10 protein-coding genes are annotated in these 16114 nt (G+C 71.5%); 2 read left to right on the top strand and 8 right to left on the bottom strand.

The features are described from left to right. Nucleotides 1-14: 14 nt before the first annotated feature. The gene (locus ACZ4Z2_RS15895) at nucleotides 15-1274 is read left to right on the top strand and encodes a sugar ABC transporter permease (RefSeq protein WP_468076396.1); all 1260 of its coding nucleotides are present in this window, start codon (nucleotides 15-17) and stop codon (nucleotides 1272-1274) included. Nucleotides 1275-1523: 249 nt separating this feature from the next. Further along, a complete protein-coding gene (locus ACZ4Z2_RS15890; RefSeq protein WP_468076278.1) occupies nucleotides 1524-3248 on the top strand; it encodes a dolichyl-phosphate-mannose--protein mannosyltransferase in 1725 nt (574 codons plus the stop codon). Nucleotides 3249-3273: 25 nt separating this feature from the next. Here the strand turns inward: ACZ4Z2_RS15890 and ACZ4Z2_RS15885 are convergent, their stop codons facing one another. The 8 genes from ACZ4Z2_RS15885 to ACZ4Z2_RS15850 form a co-directional block, all read right to left on the bottom strand. Next, nucleotides 3274-3876: a sarcosine oxidase subunit gamma gene (locus ACZ4Z2_RS15885; protein ID WP_468076276.1), complete on the bottom strand. Its 603-nt coding sequence runs from the start codon at nucleotides 3874-3876 to the stop codon at nucleotides 3274-3276. After that, nucleotides 3869-7159, bottom strand: coding sequence for a sarcosine oxidase subunit delta family protein (locus ACZ4Z2_RS15880; protein WP_468076274.1), 3291 nt, complete (start codon nucleotides 7157-7159; stop codon nucleotides 3869-3871). The genes ACZ4Z2_RS15885 and ACZ4Z2_RS15880 overlap by 8 nt, the downstream gene beginning before the upstream one ends. 28 nt (nucleotides 7160-7187) lie before the next feature. Continuing rightward, nucleotides 7188-8420, bottom strand: coding sequence for a sarcosine oxidase subunit beta family protein (locus tag ACZ4Z2_RS15875; RefSeq protein ID WP_468076272.1), 1233 nt, complete (start codon nucleotides 8418-8420; stop codon nucleotides 7188-7190). A 31-nt stretch (nucleotides 8421-8451) separates the two neighbouring features. Continuing rightward, nucleotides 8452-9321 (bottom strand): bifunctional methylenetetrahydrofolate dehydrogenase/methenyltetrahydrofolate cyclohydrolase, encoded by an 870-nt coding sequence (locus tag ACZ4Z2_RS15870; RefSeq protein WP_468076270.1) that lies wholly within the window; start codon nucleotides 9319-9321, stop codon nucleotides 8452-8454. Nucleotides 9322-9330: 9 nt separating this feature from the next. After that, on the bottom strand, nucleotides 9331-11769 hold the full coding sequence (locus ACZ4Z2_RS15865; protein WP_468076269.1) for a GcvT family protein: 2439 nt from the start codon (nucleotides 11767-11769) through the stop codon (nucleotides 9331-9333). A gap of 233 nt (nucleotides 11770-12002) precedes the next feature. Then, on the bottom strand, nucleotides 12003-12980 hold the full coding sequence (locus tag ACZ4Z2_RS15860; protein WP_468076267.1) for an ABC transporter substrate-binding protein: 978 nt from the start codon (nucleotides 12978-12980) through the stop codon (nucleotides 12003-12005). Nucleotides 12981-12992: 12 nt separating this feature from the next. Beyond that, a complete protein-coding gene (locus ACZ4Z2_RS15855) occupies nucleotides 12993-15023 on the bottom strand; it encodes an ABC transporter permease (RefSeq protein ID WP_468076265.1) in 2031 nt (676 codons plus the stop codon). Next, entirely contained in the window at nucleotides 15023-16111 is a 1089-nt protein-coding gene (locus ACZ4Z2_RS15850; RefSeq protein ID WP_468076263.1) for a quaternary amine ABC transporter ATP-binding protein, read from the bottom strand. The genes ACZ4Z2_RS15855 and ACZ4Z2_RS15850 overlap by 1 nt, the downstream gene beginning before the upstream one ends. Nucleotides 16112-16114 lie beyond the last annotated feature (3 nt).

The following is a 16114-nucleotide window of genomic DNA, read 5'->3' as shown; positions in this document are numbered from 1 at the left end:
AGGGGATGCGCGAGATGCGGGAGGACCCGAGGACGGAAGCGACCGAACCCGGGCCTGAGGCCGAGGAGCCGCGACGCGGCCGGGCCGCCGGGGCGATGGAACGCGGGGCCGCCGTGCTGCGGCGCAAGCTCAGCTCGGGCGAGCTGAACTCGCTGCCCGTCGTCCTCGTCCTCGTCGCCGTCTGGATCACCTTCCAGATCCTCAACCAGAACTTCCTCTCGCCCCGGAACCTGTCCAACCTCAGTGTGGACATCGTGGGCACGGGGCTGATCGCCGTCGGCATCGTTTTCGTGCTGCTCATCGGCGAGCTGGATCTGTCGGTCGGCGCGATCAGCGGGCTCGCCGCCGCCGTCTTCGCCGTGCTGAACGTGAACAACGGCGTCCCCGAATGGCTGGCACTGATCGTCGCCGTGCTGGCGGGCACCGCCGCCGGCACGGTCCAGGGTTTCTCCTTCGCCAGGACGCGGGTCCCCGCGTTCGTGGTCACCCTGGCGGGTCTGCTGACCTGGAACGGCCTCATGCTCTACATCCTGGGCACCAGCGGCACCGTCAACCTCGGCGAGGACGGCATCGTCGCCAAACTCACCAGCCACTACTTCAGCAACGACGCCGCCGCGTACGGTGTGGCGACGGTCAGCGCCGTCATGGTGTTCGCCGCCGCCCACCAGGACCGGCGGCGCCGTATGGCGGCCGGCATGCCGCACCGCTCCTTCACGGGCATCGCGGTGCGCACGGCGATCGTGGCGGTGCCGGCGTTCGCCATCGCCTACGTCCTCAACCGCTTCCAGGGGCTGCCGCTGGCCCTGCTCGTCTTCCTCGTGGTGGTGTCGGGCCTCGACATCGTGCTCCGCCGCACCCACTACGGGCGGCAGGTGTACGCGCTCGGCGGCGGCGTCGAGGCCGCGCGCCGCGCCAGCCTGAATGTGACCGGCGTCCAGACGGCGGTGCTGGCGGTCTCGGGCACCATGGCCGGGATCGGCGGCCTGTTCCTCGCCTCCCGCATCACGTCGGTGAGCCAGAGTTCCGGGTCGGGTGTCCTGCTGCTCAACGCGATCGCGGCGGCCGTCATCGGTGGCACCAGCCTGTTCGGAGGCCGGGGCACGACCTGGTCGGCGGTGCTGGGCATGCTGGTCATCCAGTCGATCGCGTCGGGCATGGCCATCACGGACACGCCCGTCGCCGTCCAGTTCATGATCACGGGCGGAGTGCTGTTCGCGGCGGTGGTCATCGACTCGCTGTCACGCCGCTCACAGGAGGCGCACGGGCGGGCCTGACGGTGCCGCACCCCTGTGACCGCGCCCTTGACCGGGCCCCTCCCCCGCCCCGACCATGTTGCGTATCGCTCAATTCGTTGCCCCATACGCATCACACTCAAGCACCACCACTCCGGCGGCCGAGGACCTGGGCACACTGATCCGCGACGAAGTCACGCCCCACCGCCTCGACGCGGTGTGGACCGAGGCCGTCCGCCGGGCGGGAGGGGGCGGGTCCTGTCGCGGGTGAGGACGTACTAGGGTCACCCGGTGACGAGTAGCGACACGACGTGTGGCCAGGTTGCGGACGGCAGTGGTGTGTCGGTGGAGGACGGGGACCGGCGGGGGCGGTTGCGCCGCTTCGGGTATGTCGGACGTCCGGCGGCCGACGTGCGGGAACGGCTGGTCCCGGCGTTCTCCGAGCCGGGGACCCGGCCGTGGGAGCGCCTCGGGCTCGGGGCGGTCGCGGCACGCCGGGTCGCGCACGCGATGGGCTGGCTCGGCCCGTTGCTCGTCGCCGCCCTGGCGGGCGCCATCCGCTTCTGGGACCTCGGCCGGCCACACGCCGTGATCTTCGACGAGACGTACTACGCCAAGGACGCCTGGTCCCTGCTGCGGCTCGGCTACGAGGGCACCTGGCCCGACCGCAAGATCGCCGACCCCCAGATCCTGGCGGACCCCCAGGTGATCCCCCTGACCGATCAGGGGACCTTCGTCGCGCATCCGCCGACGGGCAAGTGGGTCATCGCCGCCGGGGAGTGGATGTTCGGGCTCGACCCGTTCGGCTGGCGCTTCATGACGGCCCTGCTGGGCACGCTGTCGGTGCTGATGCTGTGCCGAACAGGACGCCGGCTGTTCCGGTCGACGCTGCTGGGATGTCTGGCCGGCGCGTTGATGGCGCTGGACGGCCTGCACTACGTGATGAGCCGCTCCGCGCTCCTCGACATCATCGTGATGTTCTTCGTGCTGGCGGCGTTCGGCTGCCTCCTGGTGGACCGGGACCGTGCGCGGGCCCGGCTCGCGGCCGCCCTCCCGGTCCGTGACGACGGCCGCGCCGGACCGGACGCGAAGGCCGCCGAGCGCACCGGGACGGGGCCGCGGCCCTGGCGACTCGCGGCCGGGGTCTGTCTGGGCCTGGCCGCGTCCACCAAGTGGAACGGCCTCTACGTCCTCGTCTTCTTCATGGTCCTGACCGGGCTGTGGGACGTCGCCGCCCGCCGGGTCGCGGGTGCCCGCCGCCCCTACCGGGCGGTGCTGCGCAAGGACCTCGGCTGGTCCCTGCTGTCCGTCGTCCCCGTGGCGGTGGTGACGTATGTGCTCACGTGGACCGGCTGGTTCCTGTCCGACAAGGGCTACGGGCGCCACTGGGCGGACGGCCGCGGCGGCTTCTGGTCGTGGATCCCGGCGCCGCTGCGCAGCCTGTGGCACTACGAGTACGGGGTCTACCACTTCAACGTGGGACTGCACACGGCGCACAAGTACGAGTCGAACCCGTGGAGTTGGCTCGTCCTCGGCCGTCCCGTGCTCTTCCACTACGAGTCGCCGAGCCCCGGGCAGGACGGCTGCGCCACCGCGGTCGACTGCTCGCAGACGGTCCTCGCCCTCGGCACCCCGCTGCTGTGGTGGACGGCGTGCTGCGCGCTCGGCTATCTGCTGTTCCGGTGGGCGCTGCGCCGCGACTGGCGCGCGGGCGCGGTGCTGTGCGGGGTCGGCGCGGGCTATCTGCCGTGGTTCCTGTACCAGGACCGCACCGTCTTCTCCTTCTACGCCGTGGTGTTGGTTCCGTTCCTGTGCCTGGCCGTGGCGATGACCGTGGGTGCGCTGCTCGGGCCGCCGGGCGCGCAGGAGAACCGCCGCTCCGCGGGTGCGGTCGTCGCCGGCGCCCTGGTGCTGCTCATCGCGTGGAACTTCATCTACTTCTTCCCGCTGTACTCGGGCCAGACCATCCCGTACGAGGGCTGGCGGGGCAGGATGTGGCTCGACACCTGGATCTGACCGTCCGTCGCCCCGCCCGCCGCGCTCACACGTATTCGGTCGCCGCGTCCAGCAGCCAGTCCGCGAGATGACCGGCGAAGGACGAGCGGACCAGCACCCAGAAACCGGCCCGGGGCTCGTCGCGGGCGACCAGGACGACCTGGGTGCGCCCGAGGGTCGTCTGGGCGCAGCGTCCCGGGCCGAAGGCGCGGGGGTGCAGGTCCAGCGGGCAGCCGTGGGCCAGGACGTCGCGGGCGCGGGGGCCGGCGACGAGGAGCGTGGTGCGCTGGGCGGAGACGTCGGTGACGGAGACCGGCTCGTCACCGGCCGCCTCCCGGATCCGGGTCTCCAGGTCCCGCTCCCGGCCGGGCGGGGCCACCAGGAGCCATTCGTCGGGGCCGAGCCACAGCGCCGTCAACTCGCCGGCGCGGACGACGGTGTTGGGTTCGAGGGGCAGGGTCAGGTCCAGGGCGAGCCCCACGGCGTCGGCCGCCGGGCCCTTGGCGTCGAGGCGCACGTTCACCTGGGTGAGGAAGGGGAGTTCGGCCAGCCGGACCGCGCCCTTGGAGGTGCGGGTGGCGGCGGCCAGTCGGCCGGCGGCCCGGTCCAGGGGGCTGCGGGGCGGGGAGGTGAGGACGGTGTCAGCCATCGCGGCGGGCTCCCTCGGGGTCGAAGAGGACGGGGCTTGCGACGGTCACCGGGACCAGCCGGTCGCCCACGGGGGCGTACAGCCGTTCGCCGATCCGGTCCCGGCCGCCCTTGATCAGGGCGAGCGCGAAGGTCCGGCCGAGGGCGGCGCTGCGATAGCTGGAGGTGACATGGCCGAGCATCGGGACCGGCGGGGCGGGGAGCACGCCGTCGGCGACCAGGTGGGTGCCCTCCGGGAGGAAGGTGCCTGGGTCCTCGGGGAGCAGGCCGACGAGGTGCTTGCGGTCGGGGCGGGCGGTGTCGGCGCGGGCGTGGGAGCGCTTGCCGATGAAGTCGGGCTTCTTCTTGGACACCGCCCAGCCCATGCCGAGGTCCTGCGGGGTGACCGTGCCGTCGGTGTCCTGGCCGATGATCGGGTAGCCCTTCTCGGCGCGCAGGACGTGCATGGTCTCGGTGCCGTAGGGGGTGATGCCGTGCGGGGCTCCCGCCTCGTCCAGGGCCTCCCACAGGGCGAGCGCCTGCCACGGTGACACATTGATCTCGTAGGCCAGTTCGCCGGAGAAGCTGATCCGGCAGACGCGGGCCTCGATGCCGGCGACGGTCGTCTCCCGCCACGCCATGAACGGGAAGTCGTCGTTGGCGACGGCCAGATTCGGGGCGAGGGCGCCGAGGACGTCGCGGGAGCGGGGGCCGACCAGGGCGACGGTGGCCCACTGCTCGGTCACCGAGGTGCAGTGGACCCGCAGTTCGGGCCACTCGGTCTGGAGCCACTCCTCCATCCAGTCGAGGACGGTGGCCGCGTTGCCCGTGGTCGTGGTCACCAGGAAGCGGTCCTGGGCGAGCCGGATGACCGTGCCGTCGTCGAAGACCATGCCGTCCAGGCGGCACATCACGCCGTAGCGGATCATGCCGACCTTCAGGGTGCTCATCATGTTGGTGTAGAGCCGGTCGAGGAAGACGGCGGCGTCCGGGCCCTGGACGTCGATCTTGCCGAGGGTGGAGGCGTCCATGAAGGCGACGCCCTCGCGGGCCGCCCGGCACTCGCGCAGCACGGCGGTCTCCATGTCCTCGCCGCCCTGCGGGTAGTACCAGGGGCGCTTCCACTGGCCGACGTTCTCGAAGAGGGCGCCGTGCGCGACGTGCCACTCGTGCAGCGCCGTCGTGCGGACCGGGTCGTGGAGGGCGCCCCGGTCGCGGCCCGCGAGGGCGGCGAAGGAGACCGGAATGTACGGCGGCCGGAAGGTGGTCGTGCCGAGCGCGGAGACGTCCACGCCGAGCAGTTCGGCGACGACACCGCTGGCGAGGACACCGGACGTCTTGCCCTGGTCGTTGGCGGTGCCGGCGGTGGTGTAGCGCTTGGTGTGCTCGACGGAGCGCATACCGGCGCCGGTCGCGCGGGCCAGGTCGTCGACGGTGACGTCGCGTTGCAGGTCGACGAAGCGGGGGGCGCCGTCGCGGCCGGGGACGGTGAACAGGTGCTGGGGCGGTGTCGGCCGGGGCTGTGCGGGCACCTGCGGGAGGCGGGGCGTCCCGGCCGTGTAGCCCTCGGCCTCGATCGCGCGGGCACCGGCGGCGGCACCCTGGGCGAGGGCCCCGGCGAGGTCCGGTGTGCCGCTCGCGCCGCCCGCGACCTCGACGGCCTGGCGGCAGGTGTCGGGGACGAAGGTGCCGAGGGCGTCGTCGTGGCGGAGCCTGCCGCCGGCCTGGCTGAACAGGTGCGCCACCGGGTTCCAGCCGCCGGAGACCAGCAGCAGGTCGGCGGCGAACTCCCGTCCGCCCTCGGTCTGCCCGCAGGGGGCGACGGTCACGGCGGTGAGGCGGGGGTCGCCTTCGGTGCCGATGACGGCGTGGCCGGTCAGCACCTCGACACCGGTCTCGCGGGCGCGCTCGGCCCACTCCCCCGCGTCGGGGCGGGTGTCGGCGATCACCGCGATGTCCACGCCCGCCGCGGCGAGGTCGAGTGCGGCGGCGTAGGCGCTGTCGTTGGTGGTGAGGACGACCGCGCGCCGGCCGGGCAGGATGCCGTGGCGGTGCAGGTGGGCGCGGGCCGAGGCGGCCAGCATCACTCCGGGCCGGTCGTTGTCCGCGAAGGCAAGGGAGCGTTCGTGGGCGCCGGTGGCGAGGACGACCCGGCGGGCGCGGATCCGCCAGACCCGCTCGCGCGAGACGTTCTCGGGTGCGGCCGCGCCGAGATGGTTGGTGCGGCGCTCCACGGCGAGAAGGTGGTTGTCGTCGTAGTAGCCGAAGACGGTGGTACGGCGCAGGACGCGGGCCTCGGGGGCGTTGCCGAGGCGGGCGGTGACCGCCTCGACCCAGTCGAGGTGTTCGTCGGTGTCCAGGAGGCTGCCGCCGGGTTCGGGACGGTCGTCGGCGAGGATGACACGGGCGCCGCTGTCCGCTGCCGCCGCGGCCGCGGCGAGACCGGCCGGGCCGGCGCCGACGATCAGCAGGTCGCAGTGGGCGTGAACGGCGTCGTAGCGGGCGGGGTCGGGGGTGGTGGCGAGGCGGCCCTGGCCGGGGAGGCTGCTCGCGACGAGGCCGTCGTACAGCTCGACGGCGGTGGCGGGCAGCATGGGCTCGGGGAAGGGCTCCTCGATCTGGACGACCGCGTTGGGTTCCTCGGGCCCGGCGGAGAAGATGCCGCGGGGGCGGCCGAGCTTGATGCTGGTGCCCGCCTGGATCACGCCGTTGGCGAGGAGGGCGGAGGCGAGGGTGTCGCCCCGGAAGCCGCGGTATTCGGTGCCGTCGAAGGTGAAGGTGAGGGGGGTGTCGCGGTCGATTCGGCCGCGGGTCGCGTGGCGGAACGGCTGGGTCGTCCCGCCCCCGCCGCCCCTACCCGTCCCGTCCTGAAGGGGCTCCGCCCCTTCGGACCCGGCGGGTGCTTCGCCCCCTGCACCCCCGCGGCGGTGGTCATTCGACTGCGGGCTGGTGGGGGCTGGTCGCGCAGTTCCCCGCGCCCCTTCTGGGGCTGCCGCCCCGGACCCCGCTGAACCCACCGGCCTCGGCCCCACAGGTGCCGGGCGTTCCTCGCCCGCCCGGTATACCGTCAGGATCTCGTTGGTCGAGGTGTCGCGGACGGCGTTGAACCAGCGGCGGCAGCCCGCCGCGTGGCTCCAGCGTTCGGCGAAGGGGCCCTTGGGGTTGTCGCGGAAGAAGAGGTAGCGCGCCCACTCCTCGTCGGTGAGGGCCGACGGGTCCTCGGGACAGGGGACGTGGGCCTGACCGCCGTAGTGGAACTCGGCCTCGTCGCGGGGCCCGCACCACGGGCAGGGGATGAGCAGCATGGTTCGGCTCCCAAGTGGTCCAGCGGTCCTAGTGGGCCACCGCGGCCGCGCCGTGCTCGTCGACGAGCGCGCCGGTGGTGAAACGGTCGAGCGAGAAGGGGGCGTTGAGCGGGTGGGGGGTGTCGTGGGCGATGGTGTGGGCGTAGACCCAGCCGACACCGGGCGTGGCCTTGAAGCCGCCCGTGCCCCAGCCGCAGTTGAGGTACAGGTTGTCGACCGGGGTGAGGCCGATGATCGGCGAGGCGTCGGGGCTGACGTCGACGATGCCGCCCCAGGTGCGCAGGACGTGGGCGCGGGCGAAGACCGGGAAGAGTTCCAGGGCCGCCGACATCTGTTCCTCGATGATGTGGAAGGCACCGCGCTGGGTGTACGCGTTGTAGGAGTCGATGCCCGCGCCCATCACCAGCTCGCCCTTGTGGGCCTGGCTGACGTACACATGGACCGCGTTGGACATCACGACCGTCGGGTGGACCGGCTCCAGCAGCTCGGACACGAGTGCCTGCAACGGGTGGCTCTGGAGCGGCAGTTCGATGCCCGCCATGGCCGCCAGGACCGAGGTGTGGCCGGCCGAGCAGAGCGCGACCTTGCCCGCGGCGATCGGACCGAGCGTGGTCCGCACGCCGACCACCCGGCCGCCCACCACGTCGAGGCCGGTGACCTCGCAGTTCTGGATGATGTCGACCCCGGCGGCGTCCGCCGAACGGGCCAGGCCCCACGCCACGTGGTCGTGCTTGGCGATGCCGGCGCGGGGCTGGTAGGTGCCGCCGAGGACCGGATAGCGCACGTCGGGCGAGATGTTGACGATCGGGCAGACGTCCTTCACCCCGTCCGCGTCCAGCCACTCGGCGTCGACGCCGTTGAGGCGGTTCGCCTCGACGCGGCGCACGCTGTCGCGGACGTCCTGGAGGCTGTGGGCGAGGTTCAGCACCCCGCGCTGGGAGAAGAGGATCGGGTAGTCGAGTTCGTCCGCCAGCCCCTCCCACAGCTTCAGCGCGTGCTCGTAGATGCCGGCGCTCTCGTCCCACAGGTAGTTGGAGCGGATGATCGTGGTGTTGCGGGCCATGTTGCCGCCCGCGAGCCAGCCCTTCTCCAGCACGGCGACGTTGGTGATGCCGTGGTTCTTCGCGAGGTAGTGCGCGGTGGCGAGGCCGTGTCCGCCGCCGCCGACGACGATCACGTCGTAGGACCGCTTGGGTTCCGGTGTGCGCCACAGCCAGTCGGGGTGCTCGGGGAGTTCGGCGCCGGGGGTACGGGGGCTCATCGGACGGCTCCGTCCACGGGAAGGGACAGGTTCATACGGGGTTCGCGTTCCTCTCGGCGGCCTCGACCACATTGGCGAGGAGCATCGCCCGTGTCATGGGGCCGACGCCGCCGGGCATCGGCGCGAGCCGGCCGGCCACCTCGGCGGCGTCCGGGTGCACATCGCCGACCAGCCCGTCGTCGGTGCGGGTGATACCGACGTCGAGGACGGTCGCGCCGGGGCGCAGCATGTCCTTGGTGATCAGTCCGGGCGAGCCGGCCGCGGCGACGACGATCTCGGCCTCGCGTACGTGCCAGGCCAGGCCCTTGGTCCCGGTGTGGCAGAGGGTGACGGTGGCGTTCTCCGACCTGCGGGTGAGGAGCAGGCCGAGGGGGCGTCCGACGGTGATGCCGCGTCCGACGACGCAGACCCGGGCGCCCGCGATCGGGACGTCGTACCGGCGGAGCAGTTCGACGATGCCGCGCGGGGTGCAGGGCAGCGGTGCCGGCTCGCCCAGGGTGAGCCTGCCGAGGTTCACGGGGTGGAGTCCGTCGGCGTCCTTGGCGGGGTCCATGCGTTCCAGGACGGCGCCCGCGTCGAGGTGGCGGGGCAGCGGGAGCTGGACGATGTAGCCGGTGCAGGCGGAGTCGGCGTTGAGTTCGTCGATGACGTCCTCGACCTGCCGCTGGGTGGCGTCGGCGGGCAGTTCCCGGCGGAGGGAGGCGATCCCCACCTGCGCGCAGTCCCGGTGCTTGCCGGCGACGTAGGCGCGGCTGCCGGGATCGTCGCCGACCAGCACCGTACCGAGCCCCGGCGGGCGACCGCCGCCGGCGGTCAGCTTGGCGACGCGTTCGGCGAGTTCGCGGCGGATGACACCGGCGGTCGCCTTCCCGTCCAGTGTCCGTGCGGTCTGTGCGGTCACAGTGACCCCTCACCCGCGCAGACGCGACATCGACGGGTCGAACAGCGGCTCCTCGGTCACGACCGCCTCCACACGCTGGTCGAAGTACCCGATGTGCACGGTGGTCCCGGGCACCGCCACCTCCGTCGGCAGCCACGCGTAGGCGATGCCCTTGCCGATGGTGTAGCCGTACGCGGCGCTGGTGACGTACCCGACGGCGCGGTCGCCGTCGTACACGGGCTCCTTGCCCATGACGACCGAGCGGGGGTCGTCGATGGTGAGGCAGGTCAGCCTGCGCCGCACGTCCTCCTTGCGGCGTTCCAGCGCGGCCTTCCCGATGAAGTCGCCCTTGTCGAGCTTGACGGCGAAGCCGACACCGGCCTCGTAGGGGTCGTGCTCGTACGTCATGTCGGTGCCGAAGGAGCGGTAGCCCTTCTCCAGGCGCAGGCTGTTGAAGGCCCCGCGCCCGGCGATGACGCCGCCGAGCGGCCGGGCCGCCGCCCACAGGGTGTCCCACAGCTTCTGGCCGAGGTCGGCGGTGGTGTACAGCTCCCAGCCGAGTTCACCGACGTATGACAGGCGCATGGCGGTCACGGGCACGGAGCCGATGTGGGCCCGCTTGGCGCGGAAGTACTTCAGGCCGTCGTTGGTGAAGTCCTCGTCGGTCAGCGCCTGGAGGACCTTGCGGGCCAGCGGGCCCCACAGTCCGACGCAGCAGGTGCCGGGGGTGATGTCGCGGACCTGGACCGTGCCGTCGGCGGGGAGGTGCCGGGTGAACCAGTCGAGGTCGAGGTTGCCGTTGGCGCCGACCTGGAAGAGATCGCGGGCGAGGCGGGCGACGGTGATGTCGCTGCGGATGCCGCCGTCGTGGTCGAGGAGCAGGGTGTACGTCACCGAACCGACGGACTTGGCGACCTTGCTGGTGGTCAGCCGCTCCAGGAAGTCGGCGGCGCCGGGCCCGGTGACCTCCAGGCGCTTGAGGGCCGTCATGTCGTATATGGCGACCGTCTCTCGGGTGGCCTGCGCCTCCGCGCCGACGATCGGTGACCAGAACCGCGCGGCCCAGTCGTTCGGGGTGGGGATGCCGCGGCCCTCGACGAGGGACGCGTTCGCCTCGTACCACTGCGGGCGCTCCCAGCCGTTCGCCTCCAGGAAGAACGCGCCGTGCTCCTCCTGGCGGGCGTGGAAGGGGCTCCTGCGGATCGGGCGGGGCTCTCCGGAGGGCTGGAGGGGGTGGAGGATGTCGTAGACCTCGACGAAGTTCCGGCAGTCGCGCGCCAGGACGTACTCGGGGGTGAGCTGGTGCGGCTCGAAGCGGTTGACGTCGCACTCGTGCAGGTCGAAGGACGAGCAGTGGCCGTCGACCAGCCATTCCGCCATGGCCCGGCCGACGCCGGCGGAGTGGGTGACCCATACCGCCTCGGCGACCCAGAAGCCCTTGAGGTCGGGGGACTCGCCGAGGAGCGGGAAGTTGTCGGTGGTGAAGGAGAACAGGCCGTTGATGCCCTCCTCGACCTTCGCGTCCTTCGTCGCCGGGAGCAGCGACTGGGTCTCGGTCCAGGCGTCGGCGAAGTCCTCCTCGGTGAACTTCAGGACCGACGGCATGGGCTGGGCATCGTCGAAGGAGCGGATGTCGTCGGCGGAGACCGGCATCGGGCGGTGGCCGTAGGAGCCGATGCCGATGCCGTCGAAGCGGTCGCGGTAGTAGAGGTCGGCGTCCTGGTGCCGCAGGATCGGGCGGACCGCCTCCTCGGTCTGGCCGGCGAGCGCGGGGATCGGGCCGGTCCAGGCGAGCTGGTGGGCGAGCGGGGTGAGCGGGAGGTTCATGCCGGCCATACGGGCGATGCGCGGGCCCCAGATGCCGGCGCAGCACACCACGATGTCGGCCTCCAGGTCACCCTGGTCGGTGCGCACGCCCGTCACCTGGCCGTCGGTCCGGAGGATGTCCAGGACCTCGTGGCGGGCGAGGAAGCGTACGCCGCGCTCGGTGGCCCGGCGGATCTGCGCCTCGACGGCGAGGACGGCCTTGGCGAGGCCGTCCGTCGGGACGAGGAGGCCGCCGAGGACCTTGTCGGGGTCGACGAGGGGGTGCTGCTCGACGCACTCCTCGGCGGTCAGCAGCCGGGCCTCGACGCCCCAGGCGGTGACCCAGCCGTGGCGGCGGTGCAGTTCGGTCAGGCGTTCGGGGGTGGTGGCCACTTCGAGGCCGCCGACCTGGAGGAAGCAGGGCTTGCCGTCGACGTCGAGGGAGCAGAACTTCTCGACGGTGTAGCGGGCCAGCTCCGTCATGGTCTTGGAGGAGTTCGTCTGGAAGACCAGGCCCGGGGCGTGTGACGAGGAGCCCCCGGTGGCGGGGAGCGGCCCCTGGTCGACCACGGTCACCTCGGTCCAGCCGCGCGCGGAGATCTCGTCCGCGAGTGCCGCGCCAACGACGCCCGCTCCGATGATGACCACTCGGGGTCCCGCCATCGCCGCACCTCCGATTGAAAACGAGTCCAGCCGGTTCAGTTGCTGTCTGCGCAACATGGTTCAGGTTGCGCAACTCAATGTGCCTGTCACGAGGAGGGGGTGTCAAGGGGTCCGTGACGTCGGAAAACGGCCTTCGGAAGGGCCCCGGGAACGGCGAAGCCCGGCGGGCGGCGCACCCTTGTGCACGCCGCCCGCCGGGCCTGTCCGACCGGTCTTCCGGCCCTGCTACGTGATCACTTGATCCAGGCGTCCACCTTGTCGCGGTTGGCCTCGACCCACTTCTTCGCCGCCGCCTCGGGCGCCATCTTGTCCACGGCGATGTACTTGGCCACGGTGTTCTGGTCCTCGTTCGTCCAGGTGAAGTTCTTGACCAGGTGGTACGCCGGGCTGTCCGACTTGGCGAACTTCGTGCTGACGATCTTGTCCAGCTCGTAGACGGGGTAGTCGCAGGCGACCTTCTCCGCGTCCGCGTCACAGCCGCTCTTGTACTCCGGCAGCTTCACCTTGACCAGGGGCACCTCGGCCATGAACCACTGCGGCTCGTAGAAGTAGCCGATGACCCATTCCTTGTCCTTCTCCGCCTTGCGGAAGGCCTGGATGAGCGCGGTCTCGCTGCCCGCGTACACCACCTTGAAGTCCAGCTTCAGGTTCTTCACCAGGGCCTCGTCGTTGGTGACGAACGACGGGTCGCCGTCGAGGAGCTGGCCCTTGCCGCCGGACTCGGAGGTTTTGAACTTGTCGGCGTACTTGTTCAGGTTCTTCCAGTCGGTGATGTCGGGGTGCGCCTTCGCGAGCCACGGCGGCACGTACCAGCCGATCAGGCCCTCGTTCCCGGTCGCACCGGCCTCGACGGCCGTCTTCTGGTCGGTGATGTACTTCTTCTTCAGATCGTCGTGGCCCCAGTTCTCGATGACGGCGTCGACCTCGCCCGTCCCGAAGCCCTGCCAGGCGATCTCCTCCTTCAGATCCTTCTTGGTGACCTTGCAGCCGAGGTCGTGCTCCGCGACGTACGCGACGACCGCCGCGTTGGCCTCATAGCCCACCCACGGGTTGACGGCGAGGTTGAAGGTGCCGCACTTGCCGGAGTCGCCCGAACCGCCCGAGCCCGCGGAGTCCTCACCGACCTTCGCGCCGCCGCAGGCGGTCAGGGCGAGCCCGAGGACGGCCAGTCCGGCCACGCCGGCTCTCCACTGTCGTACGTGTGTTGCCATGGTCAGTGCTCCTTACGCGCTCACGCGTCGCGCCGCGGCCTGAGTGATCCGGTCGAACATGACTCCGAGGAGGACGATGGCGAACCCGGCCGCCAGGCCCTTCCCGTACAGCTGCCCCTGGGCGAAGCCGGCCACGACGTCGTAGCCGAGGGCGCCCGCTCCTACCAGGCCGCCCACAACAACCATCGACAGCACGTAGATCAGGCCCTGGTTGGTCGCGAGCGTCAGGGCACTGCGTGACATCGGCAGTTGAACCTTGGTGATGATCTGCCAGGTGGTGCACCCGGCGGAGGTGGCCGCCTCCACGGTGGTCTCCGGCACGGCCCGCACCCCGTCCGCGATGATCTTGATGGCGACGGGCGCCGCGTACACGATCGCGGCGACGATGGCCGTGAAGCGGGTCGCTCCGAACAGCGCGAGGAACGGCACGAGATAGACGAACGGCGGCATGACCTGCGCCGCGTCCAGGGTCGGCCGCAGCACCCGGTCCACGAGGAGGCTGCGCCCCATCCACACCCCGAAGGCCACGCCGAGCACCATGACCAGGACGGTCGCCACGAGGGTGGAGGCCAGGGTCGTCATCGCGTCCGACCACAGGCCCGTCCCGACCAGCAGGCCCACGCAGACGGCTGCCACCGCACCGGCACGCCACCCGCCGAGCACCGCGCCGAGCGCGATCAGCACGGCGGCGACGAGCCACCAGGGCGAGTCGGTGAGCAGCGACTGGAACGGGTTGAGCAGACCGTTGGTGAGGGCGTCCCGGAAGGCGTTGGTCACACCCGACAGGCTGTCCTGGACCCAGGTCGTCGTGGTGTCGGCCGCCTTCGCGATGGACGTGCCGGCACCGCCCTCGCCGGGGAACTCGGCCGCCCACACATAGGTGTGCGACATGTACACGAGGACCGCGGCGACCACGCCGCCCGCGGCCAGCAGCGGCCGCCGCCAGGTCGCGAACCGGCCGCTCGTCCGCCGGGCCGTCTCCTGGCGCGCGCTGGCCGCCGTGGTGACCCGGTCGAGGACGATGGCCATGACGACGATGGCGAGGCCCGCGTTGAAGGCGGTGCCCACGTCGAGCGACTCCAGGGCCTGCATGACGGTCTTGCCGAGGCCGGGCGCGTCGATCAGGGCGGCGATCGTCACCATGGCGAGGGCCGCCATGATCGACTGGTTGACGCCCATCACCACGGTCCGCTTGGACATCGGCAGCAGCACCTTCAGCAGCGCCTGCCGCCGGGTCGCGCCGAGCGAGTCGGCCGCCTCGACGGTGGTCCCGGGGACGGACCGGATGGCGTGCGCGGTGATCCGGATGGCGGGCGGCGCCGCGTAGATGACGGTGGCGATGGTGGCCGAGGCGCCGCCGATGAGGAAGAACAGTGTCAGCGGGGCCAGGTAGACGAAGGTCGGCATCGTCTGCATGAAGTCCAGGAACGGCGTCACGACCCGGTTGAACCGGTCGGACAGTCCCGCCCACACGCCGAGCGGGATCGCGAACAGCAGCGCCACGAGGACCGCGGAGACGGTGAGGGCCAGGGTGTCCATGCTCTCCTGCCACAGTCCCTGGAGCCCGAAGAAGGTGAAGCCGGCCACGGCCAGCAGCGCCACCCGCCAGTTGCCCACGGCCAAGGAGACGTAGCCGACGATCCCGACGACACCGAGCCAGCCGATCTGCGGGAGGGGACGGCCGGCGGAGGGCTGGGAGATCAGCTCCTGGACGAAGGTCACCAGGGTGTCGATGACCAGCCGGATCTCATTGAAGAAGTAGAGGAAGAGCGGGTTGGAGTTGCGGTTGGCGCCGACGGAGTCGTTGAGGTCGTTGATCCAGCGGTGCAGATCCGTGAGGTCCGCCGCGGCGAGGGTGAGGGTGTGCCTGCCGCGGAGCAGGGCGAAGAGCACCAGCCAGACGACGACGATCGCCGCGACGACGGCACCGCGTCCGACCTTCCGTGTGCGCGCGCCGGACACGGCGGCCGGGGGGACGGCGTCGGTCTTCAGCGGCGGTTCGGGCTTCTGCGGTTGTTCCGGCTTCTCCACGGCGACGGTCATCACATGCCGCCTTCCTGCCCGGCGACCACCGCGAGGATCTCCTCGTCGCCGACGATGCCGAGCAGTTCGCCGTTCTCGACGACCTTGACCGGCTTGTCGGCCGCCAGCACCGCGCGGGTCGCCTCGCGGACGACGACGTCCGGGCCCAGCTCGGGGCCGTCCAGGGCGTCACCGTCGGCGACCGGCCGCATGATCCAGCGCAGGGTGAGCACGTCGCCGCGCGGGACGTCCTTGACGAACTCGCGGACGTAGTCGTCGGCGGGGGCGCCCACCAGTTCGTCGCCGGTGCCGCACTGGACCGTCCTGCCGTCGCGCATGATGAGAATGCGGTCGCCTAGTTTGAGCGCCTCGGAGAGGTCGTGGGTGATGAAGACCATCGTCTTGCCGACCTCGTGGTGCAGCCGGATGACCTCGTTCTGCATGTCGCGGCGGATCAGCGGGTCGAGCGCCGAGAAGGGCTCGTCGAAGAAGAGGACGTCCGGGTCGCCGGCGAGCGCCCGGGCGAGGCCGACGCGCTGCTGCATACCGCCGGAGAGCTGGTCGGGGTAGGAGTTCTCGTACCCGGAGAGGCCGACGAGCTCGACGACCTCCAGGGCCCGCCTGGTCCGCTCCGCCCTGCTCATGCCGCGGATCTCCAGGCCGAACGCCACGTTGTCGACGACCCGGCGGTGCGGCAGCAGCCCGAAGTGCTGGAAGACCATGGAGAACTTGCTCCGTCTGAGCTCCCGCAGGCGTCCGGCGTCCGCCTCGCGGATGTCCTCGCCCTCGAAGACGAGTTCCCCGGAGGTGGGTTCGATCAGGCGGGTGAGACAGCGCACCAGGGTGGACTTGCCGGAGCCGGACAGGCCCATGACGACGAAGACCTCGCCCTTGCGGACGTCGAAGTTCACGTCGCGGACGGCCGCGGTGCATCCCGTGCGGTCCATGAGCTCACGGCGGGTGAGGCCGCACAGCTCCTCCGACTCCGGCACCTGGTCCGCCTTCGGCCCGAACACCTTCCACAGCCGGCGCACGGATATGACCGGCGTACCGTCCGAGTCCTGAGGTGTGCCGCGCCGCTGCGGCACCTCGGTCTGCGTTGGGGTCACGAT

This window comes from Streptomyces sp. NPDC030183 (assembly GCF_055573455.1).
Note: the sequence above shows the minus strand (reverse complement) of the source record. Positions and strands in the feature narration are given on the sequence as shown.